The following is a 14,869-nucleotide window of genomic DNA, read 5'->3' on the forward strand; positions in this document are numbered from 1 at the left end:
CTGGCTCAGAGCAGCCCCAGCTGCGTCACCAGCATCGCGACGACCACCACGAGCGTCCAGCCGGCGAGGTGCTCGAGGATCTTCGGGCCGTCGTCCTTGGGCCCGCCGGTGCGGCTGCGGACGTACTCGGCGACTTCGGCGGTGCTGGTGGCTGCGCGGGCGCTGGAGTTCATGGCTGACTCGCTCACGGTGGTACTGCGGTGGGTGTCCCCCCAGGACGGTCTCCACGGTGCCACCGTGGGGCCCTGAGGGGTAGAGACGGAGGTCATGTGTGGGGTACTCCACTTGGTCCCGCGGCGCCACCGGGCGTCGTGTGTCCACCGTCCCCGAACCGTGGCGGAGTTAACGGCCGTGAACCGGGTGACGTGCAGCGTTTCATCGGGCATACTCATCCCGCCACAGTCACCCGCCCCTGTTTCGTGACCCGTATCCGGGGCTAGGACTGAGCAGTCAGACCTCGGCGGCGCCGCCACACCCTGCGCGCGTCCGCTGCAGCGCCCGACAGGGAGGAGTCTCGCCATGACCGTCCGAGCCCCGCAGCCGGTGGACCGACAGCTGCCCACCGAGGAGGCCGAGGACCTGCTCGCGCTCGTCCGTGAGCTGATCAAGGGCGAGATCGCGCCCGCTGCCGCCGAGCAGGAGGAAGCGGGCCATTTCCCGCGCGACCTGTTCGCGCTGCTCTCCGACTCGGGCCTGCTCGGTCTGCCGTACGACGAGGAGTTCGGCGGCGGCGCCCAGCCCTACGAGGTCTACCTCCAGGTGCTCGAAGAGCTCGCCGCGGCCCGGCTCACGGTCGGCCTGGGCGTCAGCGTCCACTCGCTCGCCTGCCACGCGCTCGCCAACTACGGCACGAAGGAGCAGCAGGCCGAGCACCTGCCCGCGATGCTCGGCGGCGGACTGCTCGGCGCGTACTGCCTGTCCGAGCCCTCGTCCGGCTCCGACGCCGCCTCGCTGCGCACGAAGGCCGTACGGGACGGCGACGACTGGATCCTCGACGGCACCAAGGCGTGGATCACCCACGGCGGGATCGCCGACTTCTACACGGTGCTCGCCCGCACCGGGGGAGAGGGCTCCCGCGGGATCACCGCCTTCCTCGTGCCCGGTGACGCCGAGGGTCTGACGGCGGCCGTGCCCGAGAAGAAGATGGGCATGAAGGGCTCGCCCACCGCCCAGCTGCACTTCGACGGCGTCCGTGTCGGCGACGCGCGGCGGATCGGCGACGAGGGCCAGGGCTTCGCGATCGCCCTGTCCGCCCTGGACGGCGGCCGGCTCGGTATCGCCGCGTGTGCCATCGGTGTCGCCCAGGCGGCGCTCGACGAGGCGCTGGCCTACGCGCTGCAGCGCAAGCAGTTCGGGCACCCGATCGCCGACTTCCAGGGCCTGCGCTTCATGCTGGCCGACATGGCCACCCAGATCGAGGCGGGCCGCGCGCTCTACCTGGCGGCCGCGCGGCTGCGCGACGCGGGCCGGCCGTTCTCGCGGCAGGCCGCGATGGCCAAGCTGTTCTGCACGGACGCGGCCATGAAGGTCACCACGGACGCGGTGCAGGTGCTCGGCGGGTACGGCTACACGCAGGACTTCCCGGTCGAGCGGCTGATGCGCGAGGCGAAGGTGCTGCAGATCGTCGAGGGCACCAATCAGATCCAGCGGATGGTCATCGCCCGTCACCTCGCGGGTCCCGAGTCTCGCTGACCTGCGCGAGGGAGTCCTGCGGTGCGTGGGGCTCCCTCGGCTCGCGCGGTTCGCGCGCCTCGCTCACCGGCATCGGCGCCGGCATCGGTGCGGGCACCGGCGCCGGTGTGAAGCGCCGCGGGGGGCGCGCGCCCGTGCCCGATGCCGTCCCGAAGACCTCGCCCGATCCGAAGGGCTCACCCGAGCCGAACGTCTCGGACCGTCCGAAGGCCTCGCCCATCCCGAAGGTCTCGCCCATCCCGAAGCCGTCGTGCGAGCCGAACTCCCCGGGCCGCACGATCGGCGCCGTCAGCCGCGCCCACTCCGGGTCGCGCCGCCCCGGCAGCGTCTTGCCCTTGCCCGCCCAGTGCCGCATCAGCTCCCGGTAGATCGGGGGGTCGGAGGGGCGTACGGGACCGGCATGGTCCGCGCTCTGCTGAACCGATTCGCCGGGCGCGGGTACGTAGAGCGTGCGGCGACGCCGTCCGACTGCTTCGTGCAAGGGGGTCATGCCGGGGCCAACGCCGCACGGCCGCGCGGGACACCCCCGGAAGAATCCGAAGGTCCGTTCGGAGAGTGGCCCTGGAGGGGCAGGCGGTGACACGGAACGGATCTGCGCCGAGTGGCGCGGACGGATCCGTCGCCGTTCCTCACGAGCGGTGACACGAGTATGGTCCCCCGCGGCGTATCTGACGTACCGTCAACTCCGCCGCAGGGGGCGCTCCCTGCAACCACCGTGCGTCCAGGGAGGATTGCCGTGGCCGACGACCGTCCGGTACCGCTCGACGAGTACCCCGTGCACCAGGTCCCGCTCTCGATGAAGCATGTCGCGACCGGCGACCGCAACGCGTACGACCGCTGCATCTTCCATCTCTTCGACCACGAGGGCCGGTTCCTGCTCATCCTCGGCCTGGGGGTCTACCCCAACATGGGCGTGATCGACGCGTACGCCACCTTGCGTATCGGGGACACGCTGCACGCCGTACGCGCGTCCGACGCACTCGGGGACGACCGGATGCGTCTCGAAGTCGGCCCGCTGCGGATCACGATCGAGGAACCGCTCAAGCGCATACGTCTGCAGTGCGCGGCGGACGGCCCCGACTCCCTTGCGTACGACCTCACTTGGACCGCCGACTTCCCGGCCGTCTGGGAACCGCACCACACCCAGCGCAAGGGTGACCGGCTCACCCTGGAGGGGCGCCGCTTCGTGCAGGGCGGGCGGCCCGAGGGGACCATCCGGGCCGGGGGAGAGGAGATCACGGTCTCCGCCGACGGCTGGACCGGCACCCGCGACCGCAGCTGGGGCGTGCGGCCCATCCCGGGCGAGGAGGGCGGCCGGATCGGCGCCGAGGAGCGCACCGAGGGCTTCCACTGGCTCTGGATCCCGGTCCGTTTCGACGACCGCTTCGTGATGGTGATCGCCCAGGAGGACGCCGACGGCTACCGCACCCTGAACGAGGCGGTCCTCGTCCGCGACGGCGAGCGCGACGTCCAACTCGGCTGGCCCCAGACCGACATCACCTACCGCCCGGGCAGCCGCCACCCCGAACGCGCGGTGGTCCACCTCACCGACGCCGCCCGCAAACCGGTCGAGATGACGGTCGAGTGCCTGACCGAAATCCCGCTCGCGGTGGGCGCCGGCTATCCGCCCGCCGACGACTGGCAGCACGGCACCTGGCGCGGCCACGGCTGGACCGACCGCCGCACCTACGACCTCTCGGACCCCACCGCACACCCGCTCGCCGCCTACGGCGTCATCGACCACGCGGCCCGCTTCACCCTCGACGGCCGTACGGGCTACGGGATCTTCGAGCACGGCAGCTTCGGCCGCCACGACCCCTCCGGCTTCACCGGTTTCGACTCGGTCGCCCCCTGAACACCGCCGCCCACGAAAGGAGCCGACCCATGGCCACGGCACCCCGCCCCCGTACCAGCACCCGCGACCCCGAGGAACTCGGCCGCCTGCTGACCGCGTGGCTCTCCGCCCGGCTGCCCGGCGCGAAGGCGACCGACCTCACGGTCCCCGAGTCCAACGGCATGTCCAGCGAGACTCTGCTCTTCGACATCGAGCACCCCGAAACCCCGCTCACCGCCTGCGCGTTGCGTCTGGCCGCCGACCCCTCCGCGTACACGATCTTCCCGGTGTACGACATGGAGCGGCAGCACCGCGTCATGCACCTCGTCGGCGAGCACACGGATCTGCCGGTGCCGCGCGTGCAGTGGCTGGAGACCGATCCGGGCCCGCTCGGGGCGCCGTTCTTCGTGATGGAGCGCAAGGAGGGCCGCGTACCGCCGGACGTCATGCCCTATACGTACGAGGGCAACTGGCTGCACGCGGCGAGCGACGCCGAGCGCGAGCATCTGGAGGCCGCCTCGGTCACACTGCTCGCCAAGCTGCACGACCAGTTCCCTTCCGGCGAGGCCGAGTTCCTCGCAACGCCCGGCGACGGCAGCGCCCTGCGCCGTCATGTCGAGGCGCAGCGTGCCTACTACGAGTGGGTCGTCCGCGACGTCGCACGCTCCCCGCTGATCGAGACGGCCTTCGACCGTCTTGAGGAGCTCTGGCCGGCGGAGGAGGGCGAACCCGTCCTCAACTGGGGTGACGCACGCATCGGCAACATCATCTACGACGGCTTCGAACCCGCCGCCGTACTCGACTGGGAGATGGCGTCGTACGCGCCGCGGGAAGTGGACCTGGGCTGGACGGTCTACCTGCACCGCTTCTTCCAGGACCTCACGGTGAGCTTCGGCCAGGACGGCCTGCCGGACTTCCTGCGCCGCGACCGGATCGAGGCGCGCTATGGCGAACTCACCGGCCACACACCGCGGGACATGGACTTCTACACGCTGTACGCAGCACTGCGGCACGCGGTCGTGATGCTGCGCGTGGCCTACCGGCAGGTGCACTTCGGCGAGGTGAGCGTCCCGGACGACCCGAAGGACGTGGACAAACTGATCCTGCACCACGGCAGTCTGACGGCCATGGTGCAAGGCAGCTACTGGGATGAAGCGCTCGGACAAGGCGGCTGACACACGGTCAGCCCGCGGGCTCGGCGGTCGCTCCGCAGGCCCGGCGGCCGCGTCGCCTTCTCAGGCGGCGCGGCGCAGCGCGGAGGTCTTCACCGGGCGCGAGCCCGGACCACCCACGTGCGAGAAGGGCTGGGTCCGCCAGTCGAGCCCCTGAGGGAGCGTCAGAAGCAGTGCGGTGTCCTGCTCCTGGACCTCGAAGCCCTCGTCGGCCGGGCGGGCGTCGGCGGCGGGCCGGCCCGTGCCGGAGCAGGTGGTGAGACCGAACGGGTTCCACGGCGTCGCGCACTTGGCGTGCTGCGGCAGGAGGTCCTCGTCCGCGAGGAGCGCGATCGGCTGCTCGCAGTCCGGGCAGATCACCCGGTACATCTCGAATGTGTCGTACGCATCGGGCTCGACGCTGCCCTCGTGGTGCTGCATGGGTACTCCCCCTCGGGTGGGCCGGCAAGGCGCTGCGGCCTCGACCACAGCAAGCACTTCCCGCCTGCTCGTTGCCGTAACCACGCCACCCGCGAGGACACGGTTTCCGGGGTGTGGCGTTCGTCACAGAACGGTTACGAGGACCCGGTCCGGGCGGACTTCCGCCGGTCGGACGCCGCCCGTCACCGTCGCGTACCCCGGCATCCGCGCATGAGGCCGCACCCCGGGTATCACGTGGGTAACCCCGGTATCCCAATGGATCACGGCCCTGTAGGTTCTTGCGCCATGGAGGACCTCGACCGCCAGATCGTGCAGCTGCTCGTCAAGGACGGGCGGATGAGCTACACCGACCTGGGCAAGGCCACCGGCCTGTCCACGTCCGCCGTGCACCAGCGGGTGCGCCGGCTCGAACAGCGCGGCGTCATCCGCGGATACGCGGCCGTGGTCGACCCGGAGGCCGTCGGCCTGCCGCTGACCGCGTTCATCTCGGTGAAGCCCTTCGACCCGAGCGCACCCGACGACATCGCCGAGCGCCTGGCCGGAGTCCCCGAGATCGAGGCCTGCCACAGCGTCGCCGGAGACGAGAACTACATCCTCAAGGTGCGCGTCTCGACCCCGCTCGAACTGGAGGACCTCCTCGGCCGCGTCCGCGCCCTCGCCGGAGTCTCCACCCGGACGACGGTCTGCCTGTCCACGCCTTACGAGGCGCGGCCGCCGCGTATCTGACCCGTTCGCGGGCGTTCGTGGCCGTTGTCGGCCCCCGCGTCCGGATCGTCCCGCGGCAGGCGCGAGACTGTTCCCTATGAGCGACAGCAACTCCAGCGTCCCGGACCACCGCACCGTTCTGCTGCGTGGCGGTGAGGTGCACAGTCCCGCCGACCCGTTCGCGACCGCCATGGTCGTGGAGCGTGGGCATGTTGCGTGGGTCGGGTCCGAGGGGGCGGCCGATGCCTTCGCCGAAGGTGTCGAGGACGTGCGGGATCTGGAAGGTGCCCTTGTCACGCCGGCGTTCACCGATGCGCACGTCCACACGACGTCCACCGGTCTGGCGCTGACGGGCCTCGATCTGACCGGCGCGCGCAGCCTGCGCGAGGCGCTGGACGCCGTCCGCGCGTATGCGGCCGGGCGGCCTGCCGACCGTGTGCTGCTCGGGCACGGCTGGGACGCCGCGCGCTGGCCCGAGCGCCGCGCGCCGCACCGTACCGAGCTGGACGAGGCCACCGGCGGCCGCCCGCTCTACCTGACCCGGATCGACGTGCACTCGGCCGTCGCCACCACCGCGCTCCTCGACCTCGTGCCCGGCGTCCGTGAGCTGCCCGGCTTCGAGGCCGACGCACCGCTCACCAAGGACGCCCACCACGCGGTGCGGCGCGCGGCGCACGACGCGATCACGCCCGTCCAGCGCACCGAGGCCCAGCGAGCCGCCCTGCGGCAGGCGGCCTCGCTCGGCATCGGCTCGGTGCACGAGTGCGCCGGGCCCGAGATCTCGTCCGAGGACGACCTCACGGGCCTGCTCGCGCTCGCCGCCGAGGAGGCGGGCCCGCGCGTCGTCGGCTACTGGGCCGAGGCCCTGGAGTCCGCCGCGGACGCCGACCGCATCCGCGACCTCGGCGCGCTCGGCGCCGCGGGTGATCTCTTCGTCGACGGGGCGCTCGGCTCGCACACCGCGTGCCTGCACGAGGCCTACGAGGACGCCGCCCACACCGGCACCGCGTTCCTCGACGAGGCCGCCGTCACCGCCCATGTCCTCGCATGCACCGAGGCGGGCATCCAGGCCGGTTTCCACGCCATCGGCGACGCCGCCGTGACCACCGTCGTGGCCGGGATGCGTAAGGCTGCCGACAAGCTGGGCCTCGCCCGCGTCCGCGCCGGACGGCACCGTGTCGAGCATGCCGAGATGCTCAGCCCCGAAACCGTCGCCGCGTTCGCCGAGTTCGGCCTCACCGCCTCCGTGCAGCCCGCGTTCGACGCGCTGTGGGGCGGCGAGGACGGCATGTACGCCGAGCGCCTCGGCGTGGAGCGGGCCCGTACCCTCAACCCCTTTGCCGCGCTGCTGCGTTCCGGTGTCCCGCTCGCCTTCGGCTCCGACAGCCCCGTCACACCGCTCGACCCCTGGGGCACGGTGCGCGCCGCGGCCTTCCACCGCACGCCCGAGCACCGTGTCTCGGTCCGCGCCGCCTTCACCGCGCACACCCGCGGCGGCTGGCGCGCCGTCGGCCGGGACGACGCGGGCACGCTGGTCCCGGGTGCACCCGCCGACTTCGCGATCTGGCAGGCCGACGAACTGATCGTCCAGGCACCCGACGACCGCGTCGCCCGCTGGTCCACCGACCCGCGCTCCGGCACACCGGGCCTGCCCGACCTCACCCCGGGCAGCGAACTGCCGGTCTGTCTGGAGACCGTGGTCGGCGGCCGGACGGTCTACGTGCGGCCGACCGAGTGACGGTTGCGGTGTGGCGCGGATCCGATCGGAGGCCCAGGGAGGGCCGCCCCGGCCCGTGATCACGGCCTTGAGCTGCCAGGACCGCGAAAAGCCGCAGGTGGCAGCTGTGTTGACAGACGGGCGCGTGGGGCGGGTAGTTTCGGCCGGGTCCACCACAGGACGTCCGGCGGGGACACCTCCACGCAGTCGTCGAGCGCTGCTGGGTCATGGGGGCGGAGTGCCGCACCGGCACCCCGCCACTGGGAGCCAGGCCCAGCGACCGCGCCTCGGGGGCGAACGCAGGTGCAGCCCGGCCGGATGGGTGCGACCCGGGTGGGGCCCGGTTGCTCAGTAGACAACGGCTTTCGGTCGACCCGCAGCCAGCGGGTCCCAGGTCGGCCCGAAGGGCACCGGGCCCCGATCCCGCACCCCGATGATGTTTCCCGCCGCGGCGCGGTCCCGTTCTTGGCACGCGCTGTCGTACCGTCCGCTCCCGCGCCGCGCTAGCGTCCCGGACCCGCACCGTTTTCCCTTGCTCCTGCGACACCGTGACCCCGGACCGGCAGGTCGGGGCGCGGGCAGCACTATGGTGGAGCATCCGCTTTTGGAATTAAGGGGCACCCAGTGAAGGACGGCGGTCAGCGGGAGTACGGCCCGCTCGGCGCAGCGTTGGTCATCATCCCGACGTACAACGAGGCCGAGAACATCAAGCCGATCGCGGCCCGCGTACGCGCCGCGGTTCCCGACGCGCACCTCCTCGTCGCCGACGACAACAGCCCCGACGGCACCGGCAAACTCGCCGACGAGCTCGCGGCCGAGGACGACCACATCCACGTACTGCACCGCAAGGGCAAGGAGGGCCTCGGCGCCGCCTATCTCGCGGGCTTCCGCTGGGGCATCGACAACGGCTACGGCGTCCTCGTGGAGATGGACGCGGACGGCTCGCACAAGCCCGAGGAGCTGCCGCGGCTGCTCACCGCGCTCAAGGGCGCCGACCTCGTGCTCGGCTCGCGCTGGGTGCCGGGCGGCCGGGTGGTCAACTGGCCCAAGTCCCGCGAGTTCATCTCGCGCGGCGGCTCGATGTACTCGCGCCTCATGCTGGACGTCCCGATCCGTGACGTCACCGGTGGCTTCCGCGCCTTCCGCAAGGAGACCCTGGAGGGCCTCGGCCTCGCCGACGTCGCCTCGCAGGGCTACTGCTTCCAGGTCGACCTCGCCCGCCGCGCGGTCAGGGCCGGTTTCCACGTCGTCGAGGTGCCGATCACCTTCGTCGAGCGCGAGCTGGGCGACTCCAAGATGAGCCGCGACATCCTCGTCGAGGCGCTGTGGCGGGTCACCGCGTGGGGCGTCACCGAGCGCACGGGCAAGATCCTCGGGCGCGGCAGGAGGCGCTGAGAGGGCCGCCTAGGCGGTGGCCGCTGCCGAGGCGAGGGCCACCGCCGTGGCGGCCACCGTTGTTGATCTCCGCCTTACGCCGAACGGATGCGGCACACGGCACACTGGAGACATGACGATGCCTCCGACAGATCGCCCGGGCGGCCGCCCTGCCGGCCGCTCGAAGCTGCGCCGCTTCCTGCCGCTGGGCATCGCCGCCTGGCTCGTGCTCGAGATCTGGCTGCTGATCCAGGTCGCTTCGGCGACCAGTGGCTTCGTGGTCTTCCTGCTGCTCCTGGCCGGAGTGGTGCTCGGCTCCGTGGTGATCAAGCGCGCCGGCCGCCGCGCCTTCAAGAATCTGACCGACACCTTGCAGCAGGCCCAGACCGCCGCGGCCACCGGTGAGGCGCCCGCCGCGCCCAGTGCTCCGGCGAGCAAGGGCAATGGTCTGACGATGCTCGGCGGACTGCTCCTGATCATGCCGGGCCTGATCTCGGACGTGGCCGGTCTGGTCTGTCTGCTGCCGCCGGTGCGCAAGGCGGTCGCGGCGCGGGCCGAGAAGTCCTTCGAGAAGCGGCTGTCCGAGGCGAGCCCCGGCAGCTTCGAGGACGCCTTCCAGCAGGCCCGGATCCACCGCCCCGACGGCAAGGTCGTCCAGGGCGAGGTGATCCGCGAGGACACCCCGCGCGACGACGGGCCGCGGCGGGATGCGGGACCGTACCCGCCGATCGGGTCCTGACCGCAGGTAAAGAGCACACAAAAACCGGACCGGGGGCGCGGACATCACTGTCCGCGCCCCCGGTCCGGTCTTGTTGCCGTGTACCGCGCTAGGCCGTCTTGCGGCTGTCGCGCGGGTGCACGGCGATGTTCATCGCCCCGGAGCGAAGGACGGCCAGGCGCTCGGCCAGGACCTCCTCCAGCTCCTCACGTGTACGCCGCTCCATGAGCATGTCCCAATGCGTACGCGCGGGCTTGGCCTTCTTCTCCTCAGGGCCGTCCCCGTCGACGAGAAGTGCCTGGGCCCCGCAGACCTTGCACTCCCATTCCGCAGGGATCTCTGCCTCCACCGAGAACGGCATCTCAAATCGATGTCCGTTGTCGCATGCGTACTCCACCGCCTGGCGCGGGGCCAGATCGATGCCGCGGTCGGTCTCATAGCTGGTCACTACGAGTCGCGTGCCGCGAAGAGCTCGCTCACTCATGAATCGTGCCTCCCGGGCTTGTCGCCCACAGGACAGGTGTCGCTGTCGTCGTCATCCGGTCAACGTCCGGTCGGCGGTAAAGATTCCCGTTCCGGGTCACGCGTCGCCGTCTTAGCCGCCCCTTGTTGTACCCACCCACGCCCGCTTTGTCACATCTGGCAGGAGATGTCACCCAACGCTTCCATCTCTTTAGCGTGAAGGAACGGTACGCCTGGCAGGCCAAAGGCGTACACTACCGGCCTTTGTCTCCCTGTGCCCAATCCGACGCTAGATCCGCTCGGGCACGGGATTCCCCGCGGCCTCCACGGCGCGGCGCACCGGCACCCGGACCAGGAGCAGGAAGCCGAGCAGGAAGAAGGCGACCAGGGAGATGATCGCCGAGCGGTAGCTGCCCGTCGCCTGGTAGGTGAGGCCGAAGATCAGCGGCCCGAGCCAGCTGATGCCGCGGTCGCTCATCTCGTACGCGGAGAAGTACTCGGCCTCCTTGCCCCGCGGCACCAGATGCGAGAACAAGGACCGCGAAAGCGCCTGCGTGCCGCCGAGGACCAGGCCGATCCCGGAGGCCAGGACGAAGAACCAGACGGGTGCGCCGGCCGGCAGGAAGTAGCCCGCCGCCAGGATGAGCGTCCATACGACCAGCGAACCGAGAATCGTCCGCTTGGCCCCGTACACCCGGGCGATCCGCCCCATCCCGAGCGCGCCGCCGACCGCGAGTACCTGCACCAGGAGGACCGCCACGATCAGCGTGGACTGATCGAGGTCCAGCTCCTTGGAGCCGTACACCGAGGCCTGGGAGATCACCGTCTGGACGCCGTCGTTGTAGACGAGATAGGCGAGCAGGAAGGCCAGGGTCAGCGGGTGGCGGCGCATGTCCCGCAAAGTGGCGCGCAGTTGGCGCCAGCCCCCGGACGCCGCCGGCTCCCGCAGCTCGGCGGGATCACGCGGATGGTCGCGCAGTCTCGTCAGGGGGATGAGGGCGAACACGCCCCACCACACGCCCGCCGAGGCGAGACAGATCCGTACCGCCGTGCCCTCCGAGACGCCGAAGGAGTCATGGGAGAGATAGAGGACCAGATTCAGGACGAGGACCAGCGCGCCGGAGGTGTAGCCGAAGGCCCAGCCGCGGGCGGAGACCGCGTCGCGCTCCTCGGGTGTGGCGATCTGCGGCAGGTACGCGTTGTAGAGCGCCATCGCCACGGCGAACGAGGCGTTGGCGATCACGAGCAGCAGACCGCCGAGCAGATAGCGGTCGCCGTCCAGGAAGAACATGCCCGTCGTGGCCGCCGCGCCCAGATAGGCGGCGGCCGCGAGGAGGGGCTTCTTGCGGCCCGTGCGGTCGGCCGCGGCGCCCGCCAGCGGCATCGCGATCAGCGCGACGATCAGCGAGGCGGACACGGCGTACGGGAAGAAGGAGCCGGCGCGTACCGGGATGCCGAGCGGGTGGACGAAACCGTCCGCTCCGGCCGCGGACTCGGCGATCTCCGTCAGATACGGGCCGAGGAACACCGTGAGCACGGTGGTCGAGTAGACCGAGCAGGCCCAGTCGTAGAAGTACCAGCCGCGTTGCTCGCGCCGGCGCTGGTCTCCGTCGCTGCGCTCCATGACGGTGTCCGTGCCCACCGCGCCCCCTCGCTGCTCCCGTCGAGGCGGCGCCTCGGTGCGCTCAGGCCCAGGCCCCGCGCTCCTTGAGCACCTCGATCAGTGTCCCCGTGTGATCGGTCATGATGCCATCGACCCCCAGGTCGAGGAGTCGCTCCATCCGTGCCCGGTCGTTCACGGTCCATACGTGGACCTGGAGGCCCAGTGCGTGGGCGGTGCGCACGAAGCGGCGGTCGACCACGCGGATCCCGGACTGCGTCTCGGGGACCTGGGCCGCGACGGCCGAACGGCGCACCTTCGCGGGGAGGCCGAGGGAGCGCAGCCGCAGCGCGAGGACGCCGGTGGTGCCGAGCGAGGTCGCCAGGCGCGGGCCGCCCAGGCGCTGGGCGCGGGCGACGCGGGACTCCGAGAACGAGCCGACGCAGACGCGGTCCCAGCTGTCGGTGCGGCGGATGAGGTCGAGCAGGGGGCCGAGCGCGGGCTCCGCCTTCACGTCCACGTTCCAGCGGGCCTCGGGGAAGGCTTCGAGGAGGTCCTCGAAGAGAGGGACCGGCTGGTCGCCGATCCGTGCCCTGCTCACGTCGGCCCAGGTCAGATCGGCGATGGCGCCGTCGGCGTCCGTGACACGGTCGAGGGTGGTGTCGTGGAACGCGACGAGCTTTCCGTCCGCCGTCGCGTGCACATCCGTCTCCAGATAGCGGTAGCCGGAGGCGACCGCGGAGCGGAAGGCGGCCTCGGTGTTCTCCAGACCGTCCGCCGCCCCGCCGCGGTGGGCGAAGGCGAGCGGTACGGGGGCGTCGAGGTAGGGGTGGCGGTTCGGTGTGCTCACCGACGCAGTATCGCGCGCCTGCGTGGCGCGGCGGCGACCACCCGGCTGCCGCCGTCCGCACCCGGGATGGCGAAGAAGCGCAGGAAGAACTGGGCGAGCGGGCCGATCGCCAGCGCGTACGCGACCGTGCCGACGCCGACCGTGCCGCCGAGCAGGAAGCCGGTGGCGACCACGGCGATCTCGATGCTGGTGCGGGCGAGCCGGATGGACCAGCCGGTGGCCTGGTTGAGGCCGGTCATCAGGCCGTCGCGGGGGCCGGGGCCGAAGCGGGCCGTGATGTAGAGGCCGGTGGCCACACCGTTGAGGACGATTCCGGTGGCCATCGCGAGGATCCGCAGCGTCCAGCCGTCCGCGTCCGGGATGAGGGCCAGGGTGCCGTCCATGGCGAGACCGACCACGAACACGTTGGAGACCGTGCCGAGCCCCGGGCGCTGCTTCAGCGGGATCCACAGCACGAGGACCAGCGCGCCGATGATGATCGAGACCACGCCGATCGTGAGTCCGGTGCGCTCGGCCAGGCCCTGGTGCAGCACGTTCCACGGTTCGAGGCCGAGACCCGAGCGCAGCAGCAGCGCCGAGCTCGCGCCGTACAGCGTGAGACCCGCATAGAGCTGGATGAGGCGGCGGGTCAGATGGGTGCCGCGCTGCAAGGTGTCCCCCTCGGTGGTGCGTTCCTTGGTCCCGGCCGCGGACTGCCGTGTGGCCTGCGTCGCAATCGGGAGTGGCCTTCACAGGTCCACGCATGACACTCTGTGGCTTGCCAGGAGATGGCCGATAGGGCCAATTCGGGGAAGGTGGACTGGTTTCATGGCGCAGTGGACTTCGGCGGTGGGTGCCACACAACTCGCCCGCCTCATCACGTCGCAGCAGGCCCGTCCCGCGGGCCCCGGCAGCCGGCGCCCGCCCGCCTACCGCGCGCTCGCCGACGGTGTGCGCACTCTCGTCCTCGAAGGCCGGGTCCCGGTCGCCGCGCGGCTGCCCGCCGAGCGCGAACTGGCGGTCTCGCTCAACGTCAGCAGGACCACCGTCGCCGCCGCGTACGAGGCACTGCGCACCGAAGGCTTCCTGGAGTCCCGCAGGGGCGCCGGGAGCTGGACGGCCGTACCGGCCGGGAATCCGCTGCCCGCGCGCGGCCTGGAGCCGCTGCCGCCCGAGGCGCTCGGCTCGATGATCGATCTCGGCTGCGCGGCGCTTCCCGCCCCCGAGCCGTGGCTGACGCGGGCGGTGCAGGGCGCGCTGGAGGAGCTGCCGCCGTACGCCCACACGCACGGCGACTACCCGGCCGGGCTGCCCGCGCTGCGGCAGATGATCGCCGACCGCTACACCGAGCGCGGCATCCCGACCATGCCCGAGCAGATCATGGTCACCACCGGTGCGATGGGCGCCATGGACGCGATCTGCCATCTCTTCGCCGGTCGCGGCGAGCGCATCGCCGTCGAATCGCCCTCGTACGCGAACATCCTGCAGCTGATGCGGGAGGCGGGCGCGCGTCTGGTGCCGGTCGCCATGGGGGAGGGGCTGACCGGCTGGGACCTGGAGCGCTGGCGGCAGGTGCTGCGCGACTCGGCGCCCCGGCTCGCCTATGTCGTGGCGGACTTCCACAACCCGACCGGTGCGCTGCCGGACGACGGCCAGCGGCGAGCGCTCGTGGACGCGGCGCGCTCGGCCGGGACGGTGCTCGTGGTCGACGAGACGATGAACGAACTGTGGCTGGAGCCCGGCTTCGAGATGCCGCGGCCCGTCTGCGCCTTCGACCCCGCGGGCTCCTCGGTGATCACCGTCGGCTCGGCGAGCAAAGCGTTCTGGGCGGGGATGCGGATCGGGTGGGTGCGGGCCGCCCCGGATGTCATCCGGTCGCTGGTCGCGGCCCGCGCGTACGCGGATCTCGGGACGCCCGTGGTGGAGCAGCTGGCCGTCAACTGGCTGATGAGCACCGGCGGCTGGGAGGAGGCCGTGACCATCCGGCGGACGCAGGCCCTGGAGAACCGGGACGCCCTGGTCGCCGCCGTCCGCCGCGAGCTGCCCGCCTGGGACTTCGAGGTGCCCGCGGGCGGACTGACCCTGTGGGTGCGGGCCGGCGGCCTGTCAGGGTCGCGCCTTGCCGAGGTCGGCGAGCGGGTCGGCGTACGGGTCCCGTCCGGGCCGCGGTTCGGTGTGGACGGCGCCTTCGAGGGCTTCGTACGGCTGCCGTTCACCGTGGGCGGGGCACTGGCCGACGAGGCCGCCGTACGGCTGGCCGCCGCGGCCCGGCTCGTCGAAGGGGGAGCCGGGGGCGGGGCGCTGCAGCCGCATACGTTCGTCGCGTAAGGAGGGAGCGCGGGCGCC

General features: G+C 71.8%; 15 protein-coding genes. 8 read left to right on the forward strand and 7 right to left on the reverse strand.

Going from position 1 to position 14,869, the window contains the following annotated elements:
- Window positions 1–5 precede the first annotated feature (5 nt).
- The gene (locus tag ACIBI4_RS12515; RefSeq protein ID WP_399203697.1) at window positions 6–188 is read right to left on the reverse strand and encodes an SCO1431 family membrane protein; all 183 of its coding nucleotides are present in this window, start codon (window positions 186–188) and stop codon (window positions 6–8) included.
- Window positions 189–519: 331 nt separating this feature from the next.
- On the opposite strand from ACIBI4_RS12515, the gene ACIBI4_RS12520 reads away from it, so the two are divergent.
- The gene (locus tag ACIBI4_RS12520) at window positions 520–1,692 is read left to right on the forward strand and encodes an acyl-CoA dehydrogenase family protein (RefSeq protein WP_399203698.1); all 1,173 of its coding nucleotides are present in this window, start codon (window positions 520–522) and stop codon (window positions 1,690–1,692) included.
- On the opposite strand, the gene ACIBI4_RS12525 is transcribed toward ACIBI4_RS12520, so the two are convergent.
- Entirely contained in the window at window positions 1,655–2,173 is a 519-nt protein-coding gene (locus ACIBI4_RS12525; RefSeq protein ID WP_399203700.1) for a hypothetical protein, read from the reverse strand. The genes ACIBI4_RS12520 and ACIBI4_RS12525 overlap by 38 nt on opposite strands.
- A gap of 255 nt (window positions 2,174–2,428) precedes the next feature.
- Between ACIBI4_RS12525 and ACIBI4_RS12530 the strand changes: the two genes are divergently transcribed.
- Window positions 2,429–3,547 carry a hypothetical protein gene (locus ACIBI4_RS12530; RefSeq protein ID WP_399203701.1) on the forward strand — a complete coding sequence of 373 codons (1,119 nt, stop codon included), beginning with the start codon at window positions 2,429–2,431 and terminating at the stop codon, window positions 3,545–3,547.
- Window positions 3,548–3,576: 29 nt separating this feature from the next.
- Window positions 3,577–4,701, forward strand: coding sequence for a phosphotransferase family protein (locus ACIBI4_RS12535; RefSeq protein WP_399203702.1), 1,125 nt, complete (start codon window positions 3,577–3,579; stop codon window positions 4,699–4,701).
- 60 nt (window positions 4,702–4,761) lie between these two features.
- On the opposite strand, the gene ACIBI4_RS12540 is transcribed toward ACIBI4_RS12535, so the two are convergent.
- Window positions 4,762–5,118, reverse strand: coding sequence for a hypothetical protein (locus ACIBI4_RS12540; protein WP_399203703.1), 357 nt, complete (start codon window positions 5,116–5,118; stop codon window positions 4,762–4,764).
- A 285-nt stretch (window positions 5,119–5,403) separates the two neighbouring features.
- On the opposite strand from ACIBI4_RS12540, the gene ACIBI4_RS12545 reads away from it, so the two are divergent.
- The 4 genes from ACIBI4_RS12545 (at window position 5,404) to fxsA (ending at window position 9,653) form a co-directional block, all read left to right on the forward strand.
- Window positions 5,404–5,844 (forward strand): Lrp/AsnC family transcriptional regulator, encoded by a 441-nt coding sequence (locus tag ACIBI4_RS12545; RefSeq protein WP_052577377.1) that lies wholly within the window; start codon window positions 5,404–5,406, stop codon window positions 5,842–5,844.
- A gap of 76 nt (window positions 5,845–5,920) precedes the next feature.
- Complete coding sequence (locus ACIBI4_RS12550) at window positions 5,921–7,561, forward strand: amidohydrolase (protein ID WP_399203704.1); 1,641 nt, start codon at window positions 5,921–5,923, stop codon at window positions 7,559–7,561.
- Between the two features lie 603 nt (window positions 7,562–8,164).
- Window positions 8,165–8,935, forward strand: a complete 771-nt coding sequence (locus ACIBI4_RS12555) for a polyprenol monophosphomannose synthase (RefSeq protein ID WP_399203705.1) — start codon at window positions 8,165–8,167, stop codon at window positions 8,933–8,935.
- Between the two features lie 112 nt (window positions 8,936–9,047).
- Window positions 9,048–9,653 (forward strand): FxsA family membrane protein, encoded by a 606-nt coding sequence (gene fxsA / locus ACIBI4_RS12560; protein WP_399203706.1) that lies wholly within the window; start codon window positions 9,048–9,050, stop codon window positions 9,651–9,653.
- Between the two features lie 88 nt (window positions 9,654–9,741).
- Here fxsA and ACIBI4_RS12565 read toward each other — a convergent pair whose 3' ends face one another.
- The 4 genes from ACIBI4_RS12565 to ACIBI4_RS12580 all read right to left on the reverse strand — a co-directional run bounded on the left by ACIBI4_RS12565 (window position 9,742) and on the right by ACIBI4_RS12580 (window position 13,194).
- Window positions 9,742–10,116: an RNA polymerase-binding protein RbpA gene (locus ACIBI4_RS12565; protein ID WP_165333861.1), complete on the reverse strand. Its 375-nt coding sequence runs from the start codon at window positions 10,114–10,116 to the stop codon at window positions 9,742–9,744.
- 267 nt (window positions 10,117–10,383) lie between these two features.
- Window positions 10,384–11,736, reverse strand: coding sequence for an MFS transporter (locus ACIBI4_RS12570; protein ID WP_399203707.1), 1,353 nt, complete (start codon window positions 11,734–11,736; stop codon window positions 10,384–10,386).
- A gap of 43 nt (window positions 11,737–11,779) precedes the next feature.
- Window positions 11,780–12,544, reverse strand: coding sequence for a glycerophosphodiester phosphodiesterase (locus ACIBI4_RS12575; protein ID WP_399203708.1), 765 nt, complete (start codon window positions 12,542–12,544; stop codon window positions 11,780–11,782).
- Complete coding sequence (locus ACIBI4_RS12580) at window positions 12,541–13,194, reverse strand: YitT family protein (protein ID WP_399203710.1); 654 nt, start codon at window positions 13,192–13,194, stop codon at window positions 12,541–12,543. Before ACIBI4_RS12580 ends, ACIBI4_RS12575 begins: the two co-directional genes overlap by 4 nt.
- Before the next feature lie 157 nt (window positions 13,195–13,351).
- On the opposite strand from ACIBI4_RS12580, the gene ACIBI4_RS12585 reads away from it, so the two are divergent.
- The gene (locus ACIBI4_RS12585) at window positions 13,352–14,851 is read left to right on the forward strand and encodes a PLP-dependent aminotransferase family protein (RefSeq protein WP_399203711.1); all 1,500 of its coding nucleotides are present in this window, start codon (window positions 13,352–13,354) and stop codon (window positions 14,849–14,851) included.
- Window positions 14,852–14,869: the final 18 nt, after the last annotated feature.

This window comes from Streptomyces sp. NPDC050418 (genome assembly GCF_044458745.1).
In the GTDB taxonomy this organism is placed as follows: domain Bacteria; phylum Actinomycetota; class Actinomycetes; order Streptomycetales; family Streptomycetaceae; genus Streptomyces.